This window comes from Achromobacter pulmonis, assembly GCF_021733725.1.
Taxonomy (GTDB): Bacteria; Pseudomonadota; Gammaproteobacteria; order Burkholderiales; family Burkholderiaceae_B; genus Achromobacter; species Achromobacter pulmonis.
The window spans coordinates 375459-392371 of record NZ_JAIFOT010000001.1 but is presented as its reverse complement, the minus strand read 5'-3'; the positions used below and the strand labels follow the sequence as shown (position 1 = coordinate 392371).

At 66.3% G+C, this 16913-nt stretch carries 20 protein-coding genes; 17 read left to right on the top strand and 3 right to left on the bottom strand.

Annotated features, from left to right (window positions below; translation table 11 throughout):
* Nucleotides 1–304 precede the first annotated feature (304 nt).
* The 4 genes from K2W61_RS01845 to msrQ all read left to right on the top strand — a co-directional run bounded on the left by K2W61_RS01845 (nt 305) and on the right by msrQ (nt 3729).
* Nucleotides 305–1270 carry an RluA family pseudouridine synthase gene (locus K2W61_RS01845; RefSeq protein WP_175133087.1) on the top strand — a complete coding sequence of 322 codons (966 nt, stop codon included), beginning with the start codon at nt 305–307 and terminating at the stop codon, nt 1268–1270.
* A gap of 1 nt (nt 1271) precedes the next feature.
* Nucleotides 1272–1937 carry an HAD family hydrolase gene (locus tag K2W61_RS01840; RefSeq protein WP_175133088.1) on the top strand — a complete coding sequence of 222 codons (666 nt, stop codon included), beginning with the start codon at nt 1272–1274 and terminating at the stop codon, nt 1935–1937.
* 173 nt (nt 1938–2110) lie between these two features.
* Nucleotides 2111–3079 carry a protein-methionine-sulfoxide reductase catalytic subunit MsrP gene (msrP, locus tag K2W61_RS01835; RefSeq protein WP_175133089.1) on the top strand — a complete coding sequence of 323 codons (969 nt, stop codon included), beginning with the start codon at nt 2111–2113 and terminating at the stop codon, nt 3077–3079.
* On the top strand, nt 3076–3729 hold the full coding sequence (msrQ, locus tag K2W61_RS01830) for a protein-methionine-sulfoxide reductase heme-binding subunit MsrQ (protein WP_217467959.1): 654 nt from the start codon (nt 3076–3078) through the stop codon (nt 3727–3729). Before msrP ends, msrQ begins: the two co-directional genes overlap by 4 nt.
* A 16-nt stretch (nt 3730–3745) precedes the next feature.
* Here msrQ and K2W61_RS01825 read toward each other — a convergent pair whose 3' ends face one another.
* From K2W61_RS01825 to K2W61_RS01815, 3 genes are read right to left on the bottom strand one after another with little or no spacing between them, the layout of a single operon-like run.
* Nucleotides 3746–4537 carry an N-acetylmuramoyl-L-alanine amidase gene (locus K2W61_RS01825; protein ID WP_419761628.1) on the bottom strand — a complete coding sequence of 264 codons (792 nt, stop codon included), beginning with the start codon at nt 4535–4537 and terminating at the stop codon, nt 3746–3748.
* Nucleotides 4534–5244 carry an SAM-dependent methyltransferase gene (locus K2W61_RS01820; protein ID WP_236754979.1) on the bottom strand — a complete coding sequence of 237 codons (711 nt, stop codon included), beginning with the start codon at nt 5242–5244 and terminating at the stop codon, nt 4534–4536. The genes K2W61_RS01825 and K2W61_RS01820 overlap by 4 nt, the downstream gene beginning before the upstream one ends.
* Complete coding sequence (locus K2W61_RS01815) at nt 5241–5843, bottom strand: Maf-like protein (RefSeq protein WP_175133092.1); 603 nt, start codon at nt 5841–5843, stop codon at nt 5241–5243. The genes K2W61_RS01820 and K2W61_RS01815 overlap by 4 nt, the downstream gene beginning before the upstream one ends.
* Nucleotides 5844–6018: 175 nt before the next feature.
* Between K2W61_RS01815 and K2W61_RS01810 the strand changes: the two genes are divergently transcribed.
* From K2W61_RS01810 to K2W61_RS01750, 13 genes are all read left to right on the top strand, one after another.
* Nucleotides 6019–6645 carry a YceD family protein gene (locus tag K2W61_RS01810; RefSeq protein WP_175133093.1) on the top strand — a complete coding sequence of 209 codons (627 nt, stop codon included), beginning with the start codon at nt 6019–6021 and terminating at the stop codon, nt 6643–6645.
* Between the two features lie 52 nt (nt 6646–6697).
* Nucleotides 6698–6880, top strand: a complete 183-nt coding sequence (rpmF, locus tag K2W61_RS01805; RefSeq protein ID WP_006389284.1) for a 50S ribosomal protein L32 — start codon at nt 6698–6700, stop codon at nt 6878–6880.
* Between the two features lie 59 nt (nt 6881–6939).
* Nucleotides 6940–8007 carry a phosphate acyltransferase PlsX gene (plsX, locus tag K2W61_RS01800; RefSeq protein ID WP_175133094.1) on the top strand — a complete coding sequence of 356 codons (1068 nt, stop codon included), beginning with the start codon at nt 6940–6942 and terminating at the stop codon, nt 8005–8007.
* Complete coding sequence (locus K2W61_RS01795; protein ID WP_175133095.1) at nt 8007–8993, top strand: beta-ketoacyl-ACP synthase III; 987 nt, start codon at nt 8007–8009, stop codon at nt 8991–8993. Before plsX ends, K2W61_RS01795 begins: the two co-directional genes overlap by 1 nt.
* A 91-nt stretch (nt 8994–9084) precedes the next feature.
* Entirely contained in the window at nt 9085–10020 is a 936-nt protein-coding gene (fabD, locus tag K2W61_RS01790) for an ACP S-malonyltransferase (protein ID WP_175133096.1), read from the top strand.
* Between the two features lie 4 nt (nt 10021–10024).
* Nucleotides 10025–10777 (top strand): 3-oxoacyl-ACP reductase FabG, encoded by a 753-nt coding sequence (gene fabG / locus K2W61_RS01785; RefSeq protein ID WP_175133097.1) that lies wholly within the window; start codon nt 10025–10027, stop codon nt 10775–10777.
* Between the two features lie 213 nt (nt 10778–10990).
* The gene (gene acpP, locus K2W61_RS01780; RefSeq protein ID WP_005012191.1) at nt 10991–11230 is read left to right on the top strand and encodes an acyl carrier protein; all 240 of its coding nucleotides are present in this window, start codon (nt 10991–10993) and stop codon (nt 11228–11230) included.
* A 189-nt stretch (nt 11231–11419) separates the two neighbouring features.
* Nucleotides 11420–12649, top strand: coding sequence for a beta-ketoacyl-ACP synthase II (fabF, locus tag K2W61_RS01775; protein ID WP_175141973.1), 1230 nt, complete (start codon nt 11420–11422; stop codon nt 12647–12649).
* Nucleotides 12650–12686: 37 nt separating this feature from the next.
* Nucleotides 12687–13145, top strand: a complete 459-nt coding sequence (locus tag K2W61_RS01770) for a hypothetical protein (protein ID WP_236754978.1) — start codon at nt 12687–12689, stop codon at nt 13143–13145.
* Nucleotides 13142–13741, top strand: coding sequence for an RNA polymerase sigma factor RpoE (gene rpoE, locus K2W61_RS01765; protein ID WP_175133100.1), 600 nt, complete (start codon nt 13142–13144; stop codon nt 13739–13741). The genes K2W61_RS01770 and rpoE overlap by 4 nt, the downstream gene beginning before the upstream one ends.
* 12 nt (nt 13742–13753) lie before the next feature.
* Entirely contained in the window at nt 13754–14263 is a 510-nt protein-coding gene (locus K2W61_RS01760) for a sigma-E factor negative regulatory protein (protein ID WP_175133101.1), read from the top strand.
* The gene (locus K2W61_RS01755) at nt 14263–15339 is read left to right on the top strand and encodes a MucB/RseB C-terminal domain-containing protein (RefSeq protein ID WP_236754977.1); all 1077 of its coding nucleotides are present in this window, start codon (nt 14263–14265) and stop codon (nt 15337–15339) included. Before K2W61_RS01760 ends, K2W61_RS01755 begins: the two co-directional genes overlap by 1 nt.
* 40 nt (nt 15340–15379) lie before the next feature.
* Nucleotides 15380–16870: a DegQ family serine endoprotease gene (locus K2W61_RS01750; protein WP_236754976.1), complete on the top strand. Its 1491-nt coding sequence runs from the start codon at nt 15380–15382 to the stop codon at nt 16868–16870.
* Nucleotides 16871–16913: the final 43 nt, after the last annotated feature.

Sequence of the window (16913 nt, the reverse complement as noted above, 5' to 3'; positions counted from 1 at the left end):
GAAATGTGCTGTGAACGGCAGTTGCGGTCGGATTGGTTGCCTACACGCAGCTGGTGCTTTAAATATGCGACGATTCTTGCAGTGCTTCAAGCCGCTTGCGGCAGGCAACGGACCTGCAGGGACAGCGGGCAAGATGAATGCCACACCACTATCCGACAGGGCGCGGTTGCGCCGGCGACCAAATGACCCAGGGGTTGAATGAGCAGGCAGTACAATGGCGGCCCACGCGCTCGACGGAGTTGCGTTCTTGAGTTGCATCTCTACGCCAGCGGCTGATTCAGCCCCTTAAGGCTGTCCCGATTATATGTCGCTTTCCGCAATGCGCAAAGAAACTTCCTCCCCTATGGCCACCCCCTCCGTCCGCATGGTGGAAGTGGGGGCCGAGCACGCCGGCCAGCGCCTGGATAATTACCTGATGCGCCTGTGCAAGGGCGTCCCCAAAACCCACATCTACAAGGCCATCCGTGGCGGCGAGGTTCGGGTAAACAAGGGACGCATCTCGGCGGACTATCGGGTGGTGGAAGGCGATATGGTCCGCATTCCGCCGCTGCGTCTGCCCGACCCGGGCAAGCCCCGGCCGGTGCCGGCCGCCGAGTTCCCGGTAGTGTTCGAGGACGACGCGATGCTGGTGGTGAACAAGCCCGCCGGCGTGGCGGTCCATGGCGGCAGCGGCGTGTCCTTCGGTGTCATCGAGCAATTGCGCGCCGCCCGGCCCGAGGCCAAGTTCCTCGAACTGGTGCACCGGCTCGATCGCGAGACTTCCGGCCTGCTGATGGTGGCCAAGAAGCGCAGCGCGCTGCTGGCCCTGCACGCCATGCTGCGCGAGGGCCGTAGCGACAAGCACTATTACGCGCTGGTCGAGGGCGATTGGGTCAACGACCGCCAGCACATCAAGCTGTCGCTGTCCAAGTGGACCACCCAGTCCGGCGAGCGCCGCGTCAAGGTCGATCCCGATGGGCAAAGCGCCCACACCATCATTACGCTCAAGCAGCGCTTCGGCCGCTACAGCCTGGTGGACGCCGAGCTGCGCACCGGCCGCACCCACCAGATCCGCGTGCACCTGGCGGCCAGCGGCTTTCCCATCGTGGGCGACGACAAATACGGCCACGATGAGGTGCGGGCCGAATTCGCCCGTATGGGGTTCGGCCGCATGTTCCTGCATGCCCATCAATTGACCCTGAATCATCCGCTGACGGGCGAACCGATGACGCTGACCGCCGAACTGCCGCCCGCGTGCCTGAAAATACTGAAACAACTGGAGTCGGTCTGATATGTCGTATTCGCTGGTCGTTTTTGACTGGGATGGAACCCTGATGGATTCCACGCACAGCATCGTGGCCGCCATCCAGGGGGCCTGCCGCGACCTCGCGCTGCCGGTGCCGTCGGCTTCCGACGCCAGTTGGGTGATCGGGCTGTCGCTGGAAAGCGCGCTGCGCCGCGCCGTGCCGCAGCTGACGCCGGCGATGCTGCCGCGCTTCCTGGAGCGCTATCGCACCCATTACTTGCTGCGCGATCCCGAACTGCGCCTGTTCGACGGCATCCCCGAATTGCTGACCGAACTGGCTGAACGCAATGTGCGCCTGGCCGTGGCCACCGGCAAGAGCCGGGTCGGCCTGACCCGCGCCCTGGCCGCGACGGGCCTGGGGCCGGTGTTCGATGCCACCCGCACGGCCGACGAAACCTTCAGCAAGCCGCATCCCGCCATGCTGCACGAACTGATGACCGAACTGGACGTCGATCCGGCCCGCGTCGTGATGGTGGGCGACACGTCCCACGACCTGCAGATGGCCACCAATGCCGGCGTGCATGGCCTGGGCGTGACTTACGGCGCGCATACCCTGAAGGAGCTTGAGGGTTGTGACCCGCAGGCCATCCTGGACAGCGTGCCGCTGGTGCGCGAATGGTTGCTGGGCCGGACGCTGGCGGCGGCCGCCTGAGTTACCGCAATGCCTGGGACCGGGCGCCTGCGCGGGAACACCCGCGGGCGGACGTGGTCTATCGCTGATCGCCGCCGACGCGGTCGGCGGAATATCATGGGGTCGCGCATCGTCCATACCCTGCGCGGGGTGGTCGAAAGGCGCCGCCACGCGCCGGCCCCCAGGAGAATCCCATGCTGATACGCAAGCCCGATGACATCATTCCGTCTGAAATCACCAGCGAGGCTGTCTGGCGCTCGCGCCGCGACCTGATTCTGCGCGCGGGCGTCGCGGCGGCGGGGCTGGGGCTGCCCGGCTGGGCGGCGCGCAGCGCCTTCGCCCAGGGGACCGCTGGCGGCGCCCTGGCGGGTCAGGCCAATGCCGCCTTCAGCGTCATGGACAAGCAGACGTCCTTCAGTGATATCACGTCGTACAACAACTACTACGAATTCGGCGTTGACAAGGGCGAGCCCGCGGCCAATGCCGGCAAGCTGCGGACGCGGCCATGGACGGTCAGCGTGGAGGGCGAGGTCGGCAAGCCGCGGACCTTCGACATCGACGAACTGCTCAAGCTGGCGCCAATGGAAGAGCGCGTCTACCGGCTGCGCTGCGTCGAGGGGTGGTCCATGGTGATCCCCTGGGTCGGTTATTCGCTGTCGGCGCTGCTCAGGCAGGTCGAGCCCACCGCCAACGCCAAGTACGTGGAATTCGTGACCGCGGTGCAGCGCGAGAACATGCCGGGCGTGCGCGCCGCCATCCTCGACTGGCCCTATGTCGAGGGCTTGCGTATCGACGAGGCCATGCATCCGTTGGCAATGCTGGTGTTCGGCGTCTACGGCAAGGTGCTGCCCAACCAGAACGGCGCGCCGTTGAGGCTGGCCGTGCCCTGGAAGTACGGTTTCAAATCGGGCAAGTCGCTGGTCAAGATCCGGCTGGTGGAAAAGCAGCCGGTGTCCTCGTGGATCAAGGCGGCGCCGCAGGAATATGGCTTCTATGCCAACGTCAATCCCACCGTGCCGCATCCGCGCTGGAGCCAGGCCACCGAGCGCCGCATCGGCGAGGACGGTCTGTTCTCGCCCAAGCGCAAGACCTTGATGTTCAATGGTTATGCCGAGCAGGTCGCCTCGCTCTACCAGGGCATGGATCTGAAGGCCAACTATTGAAGCCGCCCGGGATCGATCCCGTCGGCGTGGTCGCGGCGCGCAAGCCACAGTGGTCGGCGCGGGCCGTCGCGCGCGCCAAGCCGGGGCTGTTTCTGCTCGGCCTGGCGCCATTCGCGCGCTGGATCTGGCTGGGATTCAACAATGGCCTGACCGCCAATCCGGTGGAATTCCTGACGCGTTCGTCGGGCACCTGGACGCTGGTGTGCCTGCTTGTGACCCTGGCGATCACGCCCTTGCGGCGCCTGACCGGGCAGCCGGCGCTGGTGCGCCTGCGCCGCATGTGCGGCCTGTTCGCGTTCTTCTATGGCGCCATGCATTTCATGGCCTGGGTCTGGTGGGACCGCGGTTTCGATCCCGCCGCCATGCTGCAGGACATCGGCGAGCGGCCCTTCATCACCGTGGGTTTCGCTGCCTTCGTGCTGATGACGGCGCTGGCGGCTACCTCCACGCAGTGGGCCATGCGCAAGCTGGGCAGGCGCTGGCAGCAACTGCACCGCGCCATCTATCTGATCGGCCTGCTGGCGATACTGCACTACTGGTGGCACAAGGCCGGCAAGAACGACCTGTCGCAGCCGATCCTGTATGCCGCGGTGCTGGCGCTGCTGTTGGGCTGGCGGCTGGCCGTTTGGTGGCGCCGCCGCCCGGGGTGAGCGGCACACCGGCCGGCTACAGCATGGCCAGCATGATCGCCGCGGTTTCGGCGTCCGGCTGGCCGTCATGCCGGGCGGGGCGGTAGTGCATCTGGAAGGCCGCCAGCACATTGATGGTGGCCCGGTCCAATGTGCCGTTCTGCGGCGCGGTGTAGCCCAATCGCTGCAACTGTTGCTGGAACCAGGCGACGTCGGGCGTGCCCTGGGCCTGCAGGCGCGCCAGGTGCGAGGCGGCGCCGGCCTCGTCGTACCAGCGGCCGATTCCGGCCGCGGCCAGTTGCTTCCATGGGAACAGCGGGCCGGGATCGACCTTGCGCTGGGGGGCGATGTCGCTGTGGCCCACCACGTTCTCGGGGGCGATGCCGTAACGCTGGATGATGTCGCGCAACAGGATCGTCAGCGCGCGGATCTGTCGGTCGCCATAAGCGTGCCACTGCGGCTTGCCGTCGTCGCCGTCGGTCCAGCCCGGGTTGACGATCTCGATGCCGATCGACGTACTGTTCATGGCGTTCAGGCCGTACCAGGCGCTTTCGCCGGCGTGCCAGGCGGCGCGGGTTTCGTCGACCAGGCGGTAGGCGCGTCCGGGCGTGTCGATCAGGTAGTGGGCGCTGACCTTGCCCTGTGACAGCAGTTTCATCGACTGGGCGTCGTTGGTCGAGGTGTAGTGCAGGACCACGAAGCGCACCCGGCTGCTCTGGCTGACGGCAGTGATCGACGTGTCCAGGTTCAGGCCGGCGGGGCCGCGCTGGGCGCAACCAGCCAGGGCCGCGAGGGCCAGGAATACTGCGGCAAGTCGGATCATGGTCAGCGCGCCAGGTACAGGAACAGGGTGGGCATTTTGTCCAACTGCGGGGCAGGCTGTTTTTTCCAGTCGGCGATGGTGCGGGTGGCGATCCATTCGTCGGCGGTGGTCAGCGCGCGTGCGATGCACAGCTTGGTGTCGCCCTTCAGGCTGGCCAGCAGCGTGGCGAACATGGCGGCGTTGCGATAGGGGGTCTCGATCAGCAGCTGCGTCTGGTTGTGCCGGGCGGACTGCTGCTCCCAGGCCTTGAGCTGCTTGGCGCGCTCGCCGGCGTCCACCGGCGCGTAGCCGTGGAAGGCGAAGCGTTGGCCGTCCAGGCCGCTGGCCATCAGGCCCAGCAGGATGGAGGAGGGGCCGACCCAGGGTTTGACGGTCAGGCCCAGTCGATGGGCGGTGTCCACGACCTTGGCGCCGGGGTCGGCGATCGCGGGGCAGCCCGCTTCGGACACCAGGCCGATTTCACCGCCATGGCGTAGCGGTTCGAGCCAGGCGTTGATCTGGGCCGCGTCGGTCTTGTCGGTGAGCGTGTGGATGGTGATTTCCTGCAGCGGGCGGGTCGTGCCGATCAGCTTGAGGAAGGCGCGCGCGGTCTTGGCGTTTTCGGCGATGTAGGTATCCAGGGTGCCAGCCAGCGCGCGCGCGTCGGCAGGCAGCCAGCTGTCGGGGTTGGCCTCGCCCAGGCCGACCGGGATCAGGTGCAGCGCGCCGCTCATGCGGGAGCTCCCGGGGCGTCCAGGGGATCCAGGCCGAATCCGGCCAGCATGCCGGTCAGGGCGATCAGCGGCAGGCCGATGATCGCGGTCGGGTCGTCGCTCTGGATGCTTTCCATCAAGGCGATGCCCAGGCTTTCCGCCTTGGCGCTGCCTGCGGTATCGTAGGGCTCCTCGGCGCGCAGGTAGGCGTCGATGGCGCGGTCAGACAGGCGCCGGAAGTGGCAGCGGGTGACAATATCGGCCTTTTCCACCCGTTGGCCATCAGTAACCGCCAACGCGCTGTGAAATTCCACGATCTGCCCGGAAAGTGCGCGCAACTGCGCCTGGGCTCGCGTAAAATCCCCGGGCTTGCCGATAGGTTGGCCGTCGATGGTGGCGACCTGGTCCGAACCGATGACGATGCTGCCCGGGTGCTTGCCGGCCACCGCCATGGCCTTGGCGACCGACAGGCGCAGCGCCAGCGCTTCGGGCGACTCTCCTGGCTGTGGCGTTTCGTCCACATCGGGCGAGATGGCGGTGAAGGGCAGGCGCAGGCGGCCTAGCAGTTCTTTGCGGTAGCGTGAGCTGGAGGCGAGGATCAGGCTGGGTTGTGAGGGCATTCGGTATTTGACGTTGGGACGTAAGTCACAGTATTATCTAACGTTTTGCGGCATTTTTGCAGGGCAGCATGCCGCCGGTGACGTGAATGTTGCCGCTGACTGCTGCTGGGTGTGTGCCGCCGCTGGTGTGCCGCCACCCCGGATGGGGTGATGCCACGCCGGGCGGGCCGCGAAATTGCAAGGACAGATCATCAAGCCCATCGACGCATTCGCATTCGCCCATTCGGGCAAGGAAGCGCAAGGCACCATACCTCTTGTGCGGCTGACGCGCGCGGTTGACGGGCTTCCCGAGCAGCCGGCGGGTGATGCCGGGCTCGTGACGTGGTCCGTGCGCGGAGAAATGGGCAAGACCGGGCTGCTGCATGGTCAGCCGCTGCTGCGCATTCATGTGCGGGCGAATCCGGTGGTGGTGTGTCAGCGGTGCAATGAGCCGTTCGCCTATCCGGTGGACAGCGAGGTTCTGCTGCAGTTGGTCAAGTCCGAAGCCGATCTCGACGACGACAGTTCCCATGGCGATCATGCCGCGGGTTTTGACGACGAGGACGAGGATGGCGAAGGTGGCCGCGAGGCAGGAAGCGCAGGAAATGGTTTTGTGTCCAACCAGCCTGAAAAGGTGGTGGGTTCGCATCACTTCGATCTGTTGGCCCAGGTCGAAGATGAGCTCATTCTGAGCGTTCCGTATGTGCCCAAGCATGATGTATGCCCGGGCGCGCAGGCCAAGGACGGCGAGGCTTCCCAAGAGCCCGTTGTCAAGCGTCCGTCGCCGTTTGCGGTGCTGGAACAACTGAAGCACAAAGATTGAGATCAACATCGGGCCGCATCGCGTACAATGCGCCCCGTTTCTAGGAGTCATCATGGCTGTTCAACAAAACAAGAAGTCCCCGTCCAAGCGCGGTATGCACCGCTCGCACGATTTTCTGGTGAATCCGTCGACGGCGATCGAGCCCACCACGGGCGAAACGCACCTGCGTCACCACATCAGCCCCAACGGCTTCTATCGTGGCCGCAAGGTCCTGAAGACCAAGGCCGACGAATAAGGCCCCCGGGCCGAACTCGTACTCGGACCATTTCGGCTGAGCGCTGATACCTGGCACCCGTGATACGCATCGCCATAGACTGTATGGGCGGAGACGTCGGTCTGCCCGTCACGATTCCGGCTGCGATCGAGTTCGCCCGGCAATTTCCGGACACCCGGCTATTGCTGGTCGGGCTTCCCGACGCCATCGAAGCGGCGCTCTCCGAGCACCGCGGCGTCGAGCGTGATCGCTTCGAGATCGTGGCGGCTTCCGAGGTCGTCACCATGGACGACCCGGTCGAGGTCGCCCTGCGCCGCAAGAAAGACTCCTCCATGCGCCTGGCCGCCCAGTCCGTCAAGGATGGGCGCGCCGACGCCTGCGTTTCCGCGGGCAACACCGGCGCCTGGATGGCCATTTCACGCTACGTGCTCAAGACGCTGGACGGTATCGACCGCCCCGCGATCGCCACGTCCATTCCGAACCAGACGGGCCGCGCCACCACGGTGCTGGACCTGGGGGCGAACGTGGACTGCACGGCCGAACACCTTCTGCAATTCGCCATCATGGGCGCGGCGCTGTCGCAGGCGGTGGACCATCGCGAGAACCCCACGGTGGGGTTGCTCAACATCGGCGAAGAAGTCATCAAGGGCAATGAGGTCGTCAAGGAAGCCGCCGAGCTTCTGCGCGCCAGCCCCCTGAACTTCTACGGCAACGTCGAAGGCAATGACATTTTCAAGGGCACGGTCGATGTGGTCGTCTGCGACGGTTTCGTCGGCAATGTCGTGCTCAAATCCGTGGAAGGCCTGGCCAAGATGTTGTCCAGCGTCATCCGCGAAGAATTCAAACGCAATCTGATCACGTTGCTGGTCGGCGCGCTGGCCAAGCCCGTGCTCAATCGCCTGCGCAACCGCGTCGATAACCGCCGCTACAACGGTGCGGCGTTGCTCGGCTTGCGCGGCGTGGTCATCAAGAGCCATGGTTCGGCCGATGCCTACGCCTTCGGTTTCGCGCTGCAACGGGCGCGCGAAGCCGTCGTGAGTAAACTGCTGGAGCGCACCGCCCAGACGGTGGCGCAGATAAACCAGCGCGTGCAGTCGGCGTCGGGCGCTTCCGCGCTCGAGTCGGGCGTGGCTGGGGACACCGCTTGATGGATACCGCAATGAAATATTCCGTGATCGCGGGCACCGGCAGCTTCCTGCCGGAACGCGTGGTTTCGAATGACGCCCTGGCGGCGGAGTTGGCGACGCGCGATATCGCCACGTCCGACGAATGGATCGTCGAGCGCACGGGCATTCGCCAGCGCCACCTGGCCGAACGCGGCGTGACCACCAGCCAACTGGCCACCGAGGCCGCGCGCCGCGCGCTGGCCGATGCCGGGGTCGATGCCTCCGAGATCGACCTGATCGTGCTGGCCACATCCACGCCCGATTTCGTCTTTCCCAGCACTGCCTGCCTGGTGCAGGCCAACCTGGGCGCCAAGGGTTCCGCGGCGTTTGACGTGCAGGCCGTGTGCAGCGGGTTCGTCTACGCCCTGAGCACCGCCGACAGCTTCATCCGTGCCGGCCGTGCGCGCTGCGCGCTGGTGATCGGCGCGGAAGTGTTCTCGCGCATCCTCGACTGGAATGACCGCAGCACCTGCGTGCTGTTCGGCGACGGCGCTGGCGCGGTGGTGCTGAAGGCTTCCGACAAACCCGGCATCCTGGCCGCGCAACTGCATGCCGATGGCAGCCAGATGAAGATCCTGAGTGCCGCCGGCAACGTGGCCTATGGCGATGTCACGGGCGACCCGTTCCTGCGCATGGATGGCCAGGCGGTGTTCAAGCAGGCTGTCACGGTGCTGGACCGCTCCGCTCGCGACACCTGCGCGGAAGCCGGGATCGAGATCGCCGACGTCGATTGGCTGATTCCGCACCAGGCCAACGTCCGCATCCTCAATTTCCTGGCGCGCAAGCTTGCCGTGCCGGTCGAGAAGGTCGTCATCACCGTCGACAGCCATGCCAATACCTCGGCCGCCAGCGTGCCGCTGGCGCTGGATGCCGCGCGTCGCGATGGCCGCGTCAAACCCGGCCAACTGGTGCTGATGCAGGGCGTGGGCGGCGGGTTCACCTGGGGCTCGGTGCTGGCCCGCATGTAAGGGCCGGATCGGCCGGGGCGCGGCATGCCGCGCCCGCCTGGCTGGCAAGTCCGACATTACACAGACTCAGAATCTATCCAAACGGTCAAACATGAAAATCGCTTTTGTCTTTCCTGGCCAGGGTTCCCAGGCGGTCGGCATGCTGGATGCCTGGACCGATGTCGCCGCCGTTACCGATACCGTGGCGCGCGCATCGCAGGCGCTGGGCCAGGACCTGGGCGCCCTGATTGCGCAGGGGCCCACTGAACAGCTCAACCTCACCACCAACACCCAGCCCGCCATGCTGACGGCTGGCGCCGCGTTCTTCGCGGCCTGGCGCGCGGCGGGTGGCCGTAATCCCGATGTCGTCGCCGGTCACAGCCTGGGCGAATACGCCGCGTTGACGGCCGCCGGTTCGCTGACGCTCGAAGACGCCGTGCGCCTGGTGCGCGTGCGCGCCGACGCCATGCAGGCCGCCGTGCCCGTCGGTACCGGCGCCATGGCCGCCATCCTTGGCCTGGACGATGATGCCGTGCGCGCCGCCTGCGCCGCGGCGGCCCAGGGCGAAGTGGTCGAGGCCGTCAATTTCAACGCGCCGGCCCAGGTGGTGATCGCCGGTCACAAGGGCGCCGTCGAGCGCGCCTGCGAACTGGCCAAGGCCGCGGGCGCCAAGCGCGCGCTGCTGCTGCCCGTGTCCGCGCCGTTCCATTCCAGCCTGCTCAAGCCCGCCGCCGATGTGCTGGCCGGCGCTTTGGCGGCGGTGACGGTGTCGGTTCCGCAGGTGCCGGTCATCAACAACGTCGATGTCGCCGCGCCGACCGAGCCCGGGGCAATCCGGGATGCGCTGGTGCGCCAGGCATGGCATCCTGTGCGTTGGGTCGAAACGCTGCGCGCCATGAAGGCGCAGGGCGTGACCCACGTCATCGAGTGCGGCCCCGGCAAGGTGCTGACCGGCCTGACCAAGCGCATCGACCCCGAACTCACCGGCCTGGCCATTACGGATCCGGCTTCCCTCGAAGCCGCGCTGGCCGCGGTCAACGGAAACTAAGACCATGGAAAACACCTCGATCGAACTGCAGGGCAAGACCGCCCTGGTGACGGGCGCGACGCGTGGCATCGGCCGTGCGATCGCCCTGGAGCTGGCCGCGCGCGGCGCGGTGGTGGTCGGCACCGCCACGTCCGAATCGGGCGCGGCCGCCATCACCGAAGCGCTGGCGCCGTTCGGCGGCCGTGGCGTGGTGCTGGATGTGACCAACGCCGAAGCCTGTGATGCCCTCATCGACGCGCTCGGCAAGGAAGGCGGCGGTCCGCACATCCTCGTCAATAATGCAGGCATCACCCGCGATACGCTGGCAATGCGCATGAAAGACGACGACTGGTCCGCGGTCATCGACACCAACCTGGCGTCGGTCTTCCGCCTGTCGCGGGCGGTGCTGCGCAACATGATGAAGGCCCGTTGGGGACGCATCATCAATGTCACCTCCGTGGTGGGTTCGAGCGGCAATCCCGGCCAAGCCAACTACGCCGCCGCCAAGGCTGGCGTTGCCGGCATGTCGCGGGCGCTGGCGCGCGAGCTGGGCAGCCGCAACATCACCGTCAATTGCGTGGCCCCGGGTTTCATCGATACCGACATGACGCGCGCCCTGGGTGAGACCCAGACGGCCGCGCTGCTGCAGCAGATTCCGCTGGGCCGCCTGGGGGCGCCGGCCGACATCGCCCATGCGGTGGCCTTTTTGTCCGGGCCGCAGGCGGGTTACATTACCGGCACCACCCTGCACGTCAACGGCGGGATGTACATGCAATAAGTCACGAAGCGCGCGGGCGGCCGAGGCCGCCGCGCCGTCACCGGGGCTCCGGGGCGGCGACGCGCGGTTCATCCGGAAACGCCGCATATCGGCACACCTGCGCCCCGATGGCGACAGATCAAAGAGTGCGGCGTTATTTTTGTCACGGCCTGGCGTTTGCAGTACTCTGCGCTTGGCTATAATTCGCGGGATTTTTCCCAATTGGAGATCTGCATGGAAAGCATCGAACAGCGCGTCAAGAAGATCGTCGCTGAACAACTTGGCGTGAACGAAGCCGAGATCAAGAACGAATCCTCCTTCCTTGACGACCTCGGTGCCGATTCGCTCGACATGGTCGAACTGGTCATGGCGCTCGAAGACGAATTCGAGACCGAGATCCCCGACGAAGAGGCCGAAAAGATCACGACCGTGCAACAAGCGATTGATTACATCAATTCGAACGGTAAGCAGTAAGCTCAGCCTATATCCTTCCGGTTGCTCCGAACACGATTTCGGCGCCAACCGGGAACCGGGGCGGTTTCAGGAATTTGCCGTGTGGTCCGCGCGCGGGAAGGGCATCGACGCCCGACCCGCAGTAGCGCGTGCCGCACGCGCAGCGCATCCCGAAAACCGCCTTTCTTTTGTCTGTTTGAGGAGTCATCCGTGAAGCGACGAGTCGTCATCACTGGCCTTGGTATCGTGTCGCCTGTCGGCAACGACCTGACCACCGCTTGGGACAATATCGTCAACGGACGTTCTGGCATCAGCCGCATCACCCGTTTCGATCCCTCGGCCATCACCACGCACATCGCCGGCGAAGTCAAGGACTTCGATATCAGCACCTATATCTCGGCCAAGGAAGCCCGCCAGATGGATACCTTCATCCATTACGGCCTGGCTGCCGGGATGCAGGCCTGGCGCGACAGCGGGCTGGAAGTCACCGAAGCCAACGCCGAGCGCATCGGCGTGATTGTCGGCTCGGGCATCGGCGGCCTGCCGCGCATCGAGGAAACCCAGGTCGAATACATGGCCAAGGGGCCGCGCCGCATCTCGCCGTTCTTTGTGCCGGGTTCGCTGATCAACCTGATCTCCGGGCACCTGTCCATCGCCTATGGCATGAAGGGCCCCAGCTACGCCGTCGTGTCGGCCTGCACCACGGGCCTGCATTGCATCGGTGACGCGGCCCGCCTGATCGAGTACGGCGATGCCGATGTCATGGTGGCCGGTGGCGCCGAGTCGACCGTGTCGCCGCTGGGCATCGGCGGCTTCGCCGCGATGCGCGCGCTGTCGACCCGCAACGATGATCCTCAAACGGCCTCGCGTCCCTGGGACCGCGACCGCGACGGCTTCGTGCTGGGCGAGGGCGCCGGCGTGCTGGTGCTGGAAGAATACGAACACGCCAAGAAGCGCGGCGCGCGTATCTACGGCGAATTCGCGGGCTACGGCATGAGTTCCGATGCGCACCACATCACCGCGCCTGACAAGGACGGTCCGCGTCGCGGCGTCCTCAACGCGCTGCGCAACGGCGGCCTGAACCTGGAAGACGTCCAGTACGTCAACGCGCACGGCACCTCGACGCCCCTGGGCGACAAGAACGAGACCGAGGCGTTGAAGCTGGCTTTCGGCGATCACGCCAAGAAGCTGGTGGTGAACTCGACCAAGTCCATGACCGGCCACCTGCTGGGCGCGGCCGGCGGCATCGAGGCCGTGTTCACGACCCTGGCGGTCTACAACCAGGTCTCGCCTCCGACCATCAATATCTTCAACCAGGATCCGGAATGCGACCTGGACTACTGCGCCAACGAGGCGCGGCAGATGAAGATCGACGTCGGCCTGTCCAACTCGTTCGGCTTCGGCGGCACCAACGGCTCGATGGCCGTTCGCCGGCTCTGATTTGGAAGGCCCGGGCAAGGGGCGCTGGACGTTTCGCGTGCCTGTCCTGCGGCCGTCCGGCGCCGCGGCGCTGCCGGCCCTGGGGCTGGCGGGCGCCGTAGCCAGCGTCGTGGCCAGCGCCGCCCAATTCGACACGGCCTGGGCCATGGCGGCCATGCTGGTCACGCTGCCGTTGGCGGCGGGGCTGTTACACTTGACCCGCCACAGCCTGTCCCCGGTATCGGCTCTGCGCACGGCGGCCGGCTCCGGCTCCTGGCAGGTGCGCCTGCCGGGTGGCTGGCGGGACGCGGCGCTGGTCGATCAGCGACGCGGTCCGGCGTGGCTCACGCTCACCTTGCAGCTCTTGCCTTCCCGGAGTATGGCCTTCAACGACCACCACGTAACTTTCACCGTCTGGCAGCGGACGCTGCGACCCGACTGCTGGCGGCGCCTGTGCCTGCTGGCCGGCGCGGCGCGGCGTGTCTCCCCGGCGGTCCGTCTGCGGGAGGCCGCATGAGCGAGCGCGAAGTCGATGCCGAGCTCGTGGCGCGCGTCCAGCGCGGCGACAAGAAGGCGTTCGATCTGTTGGTGCTCAAGTACCAGCGCAAGATCCTGCGCCTGCTGGCCCGCATGATCCGCGATCCCGCCGAAATCGAGGACGTAGCCCAGGAAGCGTTCATCAAGGCCTACCGGGCCCTGCCCCAGTTCCGGGGAGAGAGCGCGTTCTACACCTGGTTGTATCGTATCGCCATCAATACGGCCCGCAATTGGCTCGCCTCCCAGGGGCGGCGGCCAAGCGCGCCCAATGCGATAGAAACGGAAGACGGTGAAACTTTTAACGAAACCGACAACCTAACCGATATAAGCACGCCGGAGTCCATGGTCGCCAGTCGCGAGATCGCCGAAACGGTGAACGCGGCCATCGAGGAATTGCCCGAGGAATTGCGCACCGCAATCGTCCTGCGTGAAATCGAAGGTATGAGTTACGAAGACATCGCCCAGAGCATGGACTGCCCGATTGGTACGGTGCGCTCGCGCATTTTCCGTGCGCGAGAAGCCATCGCCAACAAATTGCGTCCGTTGCTAGGCACCGATGCCGAGCGTCGCTGGTAAGGAGTGGCAGTCATGCAGACTACAGCAGCCAAGTCCGTCGTTTCTTCGGAAGCCTCCTGGGAGGAATCCGTTTCCGCCTGGATGGATGGAGAAGAAACCGACGATATTCTTCCCGGCCTGTTGACCCGCGAAGGGCGGCAGACCTGGGATACCTATCATCTGATTGGTGATGCCCTGCGCAACAGCGATCTGGCGCTGACGCCCAGCGCGGCGTTCCAGGCGCGCCTGTCGCGCGCGCTCGATGCCGAACTGCCGATCGTGGCGGCCCCGCGCCGCCGTTCGCCGCTGCGTATGGGGCTGTCCGGCCTGGCGGTGGCGGCGGCCGTCGCCACGGTGGCGTGGGTGGCCCAGCCGTACCTGACCGGCGGGTCCACGGGGACCGAGACGCGAGTGCTGGCCGACGCCAGCCTCGGCGGTGGCGCCGATACGTCGGGCCTGAGCGATTACCTGGAGGCGCATCGCCAGATGGCCGGCCCCAGCGCGGTGCGTCAGGTGTCCTTCGATGTCGGGGCGGGTCGCTGATGGCCCTGGTGCTTCCGACCCGTTGGCCGGCGCTGGGACGGGCTGCTTCGTGGCAGGCCCACCGTGCCGGCTGGTTCGCCGCCACCCTCCTGACCGCACTGCTGGCCGCGCACGATCCGGCCCGTGCCGCCGATACCGCGCCCGCCGCGCAGGGCGATGACGTGGTCCAGCTGCTCTCGCGCATCCAGCAGGCCGCGCGCAAGCAGGATTACGCCGGCGTCTTCATGTATCAGCAAGGCGAGATGATCCAGTCGTCGCGGCTGGTCCATGTCCTGGACGGCACCGGCGAGCGTGAGCGGCTCGAAATCCTCGACGGGCAGCCGCGGGAATACCTGCGCCACAACGAAAACGTGCAATGCCTGATCCCCGACCGCAAGACCGTGCTGCTCGAACGCCGCCGCGGCGATCGTTTCCCCGGCCTGCTGCTGGGTGATCCGGCCCGGCTCACCGATCACTACAAGATCCGCGCCGAATCAGCCCTGCACCGCGTTGCCGGGCGCCAGTGCCGGTTGATCACTATCGAACCGCTCGACAAGTTGCGCTATGGCTATCGCCTCTGTGCTGACGTCGAGACCAATCTGCTGCTCAAGGCCCAGACCCTCAATGCCGGCCGCGGCGTGGTCGAGCAGGTGTCGTTCACCTCGCTGCGCCTGGGGGCCGAGGTCGATCCGCAATCGCTGGCCTCGCGCTGGAACACGCGCGACTGGAAGGTGCTCGAACCCGCCTTGAAGCCGGTCGACCTGGGCGCGCTCGGCTGGCGCATCCCGGCGCCCAAGGGTTTCGCGGTGGTGATGCAGGTGGCGCGCTCGATGGGGCACGGCGCCACGGTCAACCAGATGGTGCTGTCCGACGGCCTGGCGGCGATCTCGGTCTTCATCGAACCCTATGACAGCCAGCACGGGCATCACCCGCCCCCTGGCGCGGCGCAGCGCGGATCGATTACTGTCTATGGCACCCGTATCGCCGACTTCTGGCTGACGGCCGTGGGCGAAGTGCCCGTGGCGACCCTGGAACAACTGGCGCAAGCGACTGAATACGTACCTGTGGCGAATGCTCCGGCGGCCGGTTCCAATTGATGGGCGGCCTCGGCGGCAAGAAGAGATTTCGGAGCAATCTATGAAAACAATGATGGTGTCGCCCCCCGGCCTGCGCCGCCTGCTGGCGGCCGCGATGGCGGGGCTGCTGATGTCGGCCGCCCTCGCGCCCGTGGCGCAGGCGCAGGCCCCGACGGCGTCCACCCCGACGCCGACGGTGGCGTTGCCTGACTTCACCAGCATCATCGAGAAGGCCGATCCCGCGGTGGTCAACATCCGCACCACGGCAACGGTGCCGATTCGCGGCGTGGGGCCCGGCGGCAATGATCCGGCGGAACTGTTCCGCTGGTTCTTCGGCCCGGATTTCCAGCCGCCGGGCCAGGCGCCTGGCCCGCGCCAGCGTCCGCAGCCGCAGCAGCCCGAGGAACGCACCGTGCCGCGCGGCGTGGGGTCGGGCTTCTTCATCTCCGATGACGGCTACATCATGACCAACAACCACGTGGTCAGCGATGCCACCGACATCTACGTGACGCTCACCGACGGCCGCGAGTTCAAGGCCAAGGTCATCGGCACCGACGAGCGCACTGACGTGGCGCTGATCAAGATCGATGCCAAGGGCATGACGCCGCTGGTGATCGGGGATCCCAAGAAACTCAAGAAGGGCCAGTGGGTGCTGGCGATTGGCTCGCCGTTCGGCCTGGATTCCACGGTCACATCGGGCATCGTCAGCGCCATCGGCCGGGATACCGGCGAATACCTGCCGTTCATCCAGACCGACGTGGCGGTCAACCCCGGCAATTCGGGCGGGCCGCTGATCAATCTGGCTGGCGAGGTGGTGGGCATCAATTCCCAGATCATTTCGCGCAGCGGCGGGTTCATGGGTATCTCGCTGGCCATTCCGATCGACGAGGCGATGCGGGTGGTGGATCAGTTGCGCACCACCGGCAAGGTCACGCGCGGCCGCGTCGGCGTGCAGATTAGCGAGGTCGGCAAGGATGTGGCCGAGGCCATCGGCCTGCCCAAGGCCGAAGGCGCGCTGGTCAGCAGCGTCGAGGTAGACGGTCCGGCGGAACAGGCCGGCGTGCAACCGGGCGACGTGATCCTGACGTTCAACAAGGAAGCCATCAAGCGCTGGTCCGACCTGCCGCGCATTGTGGGTGAAACCAAGCCGGGCACGCGCGCCGAAATGGAAGTGTGGCGCAAGGGCAAGAAGATGACCCTGTCGGTCAAGGTCGGCGAGATCCCCGTCGACAAGGCGGCTCCGGGCAAGAAGGGGGCGCCGGCCGCACCGGAAGTGACCAACGCGCTGGGCCTGGGCGTGGTCGACGTGCCCGCTGACATGCAGAAGAAGCTGCGCATCAAGGGCGGCGTGCAGGTCAAGGTCGCCGAGGGCGTGGCGGCCAAGGCCGGCCTGCAGGAAGGCGACATTGTGTTGGCTCTGAACGACACCGACGTCACCGGCGCCAAGCAGTTCGCCGAGCTGGTCGGCAAGCTGGACAGGGACCGCGCGGTTGGCCTGCTGGTGCGCCGCGGCGAGCAGACCCAGTGGGTGGCGGTGCCCGCAAGCAAATAAGGTCCAAGACCGGCTAAAATGGCTGGTTGCCGCAAGAGGGGGC

What these genes read in the sequence shown, in the direction of transcription:
- msrP (WP_175133089.1), top strand. Translation starts at nt 2,111, where the DNA reads ATGCTGATACGCAAGCCCGATGACATCATTCCGTCTGAAATCACCAGC.
- K2W61_RS01755 (WP_236754977.1), top strand. Translation starts at nt 14,263, where the DNA reads ATGGCCCTGGTGCTTCCGACCCGTTGGCCGGCGCTGGGACGGGCTGCT.
- rpoE (WP_175133100.1), top strand. Translation starts at nt 13,142, where the DNA reads ATGAGCGAGCGCGAAGTCGATGCCGAGCTCGTGGCGCGCGTCCAGCGC.
- K2W61_RS01795 (WP_175133095.1), top strand. Translation starts at nt 8,007, where the DNA reads ATGGATACCGCAATGAAATATTCCGTGATCGCGGGCACCGGCAGCTTC.
- K2W61_RS01845 (WP_175133087.1), top strand. Translation starts at nt 305, where the DNA reads ATGTCGCTTTCCGCAATGCGCAAAGAAACTTCCTCCCCTATGGCCACC.
- K2W61_RS01815 (WP_175133092.1), bottom strand. Translation starts at nt 5,843, where the DNA reads ATGCCCTCACAACCCAGCCTGATCCTCGCCTCCAGCTCACGCTACCGC.
- acpP (WP_005012191.1), top strand. Translation starts at nt 10,991, where the DNA reads ATGGAAAGCATCGAACAGCGCGTCAAGAAGATCGTCGCTGAACAACTT.
- K2W61_RS01750 (WP_236754976.1), top strand. Translation starts at nt 15,380, where the DNA reads ATGAAAACAATGATGGTGTCGCCCCCCGGCCTGCGCCGCCTGCTGGCG.
- K2W61_RS01840 (WP_175133088.1), top strand. Translation starts at nt 1,272, where the DNA reads ATGTCGTATTCGCTGGTCGTTTTTGACTGGGATGGAACCCTGATGGAT.
- K2W61_RS01820 (WP_236754979.1), bottom strand. Translation starts at nt 5,244, where the DNA reads ATGAGCGGCGCGCTGCACCTGATCCCGGTCGGCCTGGGCGAGGCCAAC.
- fabD (WP_175133096.1), top strand. Translation starts at nt 9,085, where the DNA reads ATGAAAATCGCTTTTGTCTTTCCTGGCCAGGGTTCCCAGGCGGTCGGC.
- fabG (WP_175133097.1), top strand. Translation starts at nt 10,025, where the DNA reads ATGGAAAACACCTCGATCGAACTGCAGGGCAAGACCGCCCTGGTGACG.
- rpmF (WP_006389284.1), top strand. Translation starts at nt 6,698, where the DNA reads ATGGCTGTTCAACAAAACAAGAAGTCCCCGTCCAAGCGCGGTATGCAC.
- K2W61_RS01760 (WP_175133101.1), top strand. Translation starts at nt 13,754, where the DNA reads ATGCAGACTACAGCAGCCAAGTCCGTCGTTTCTTCGGAAGCCTCCTGG.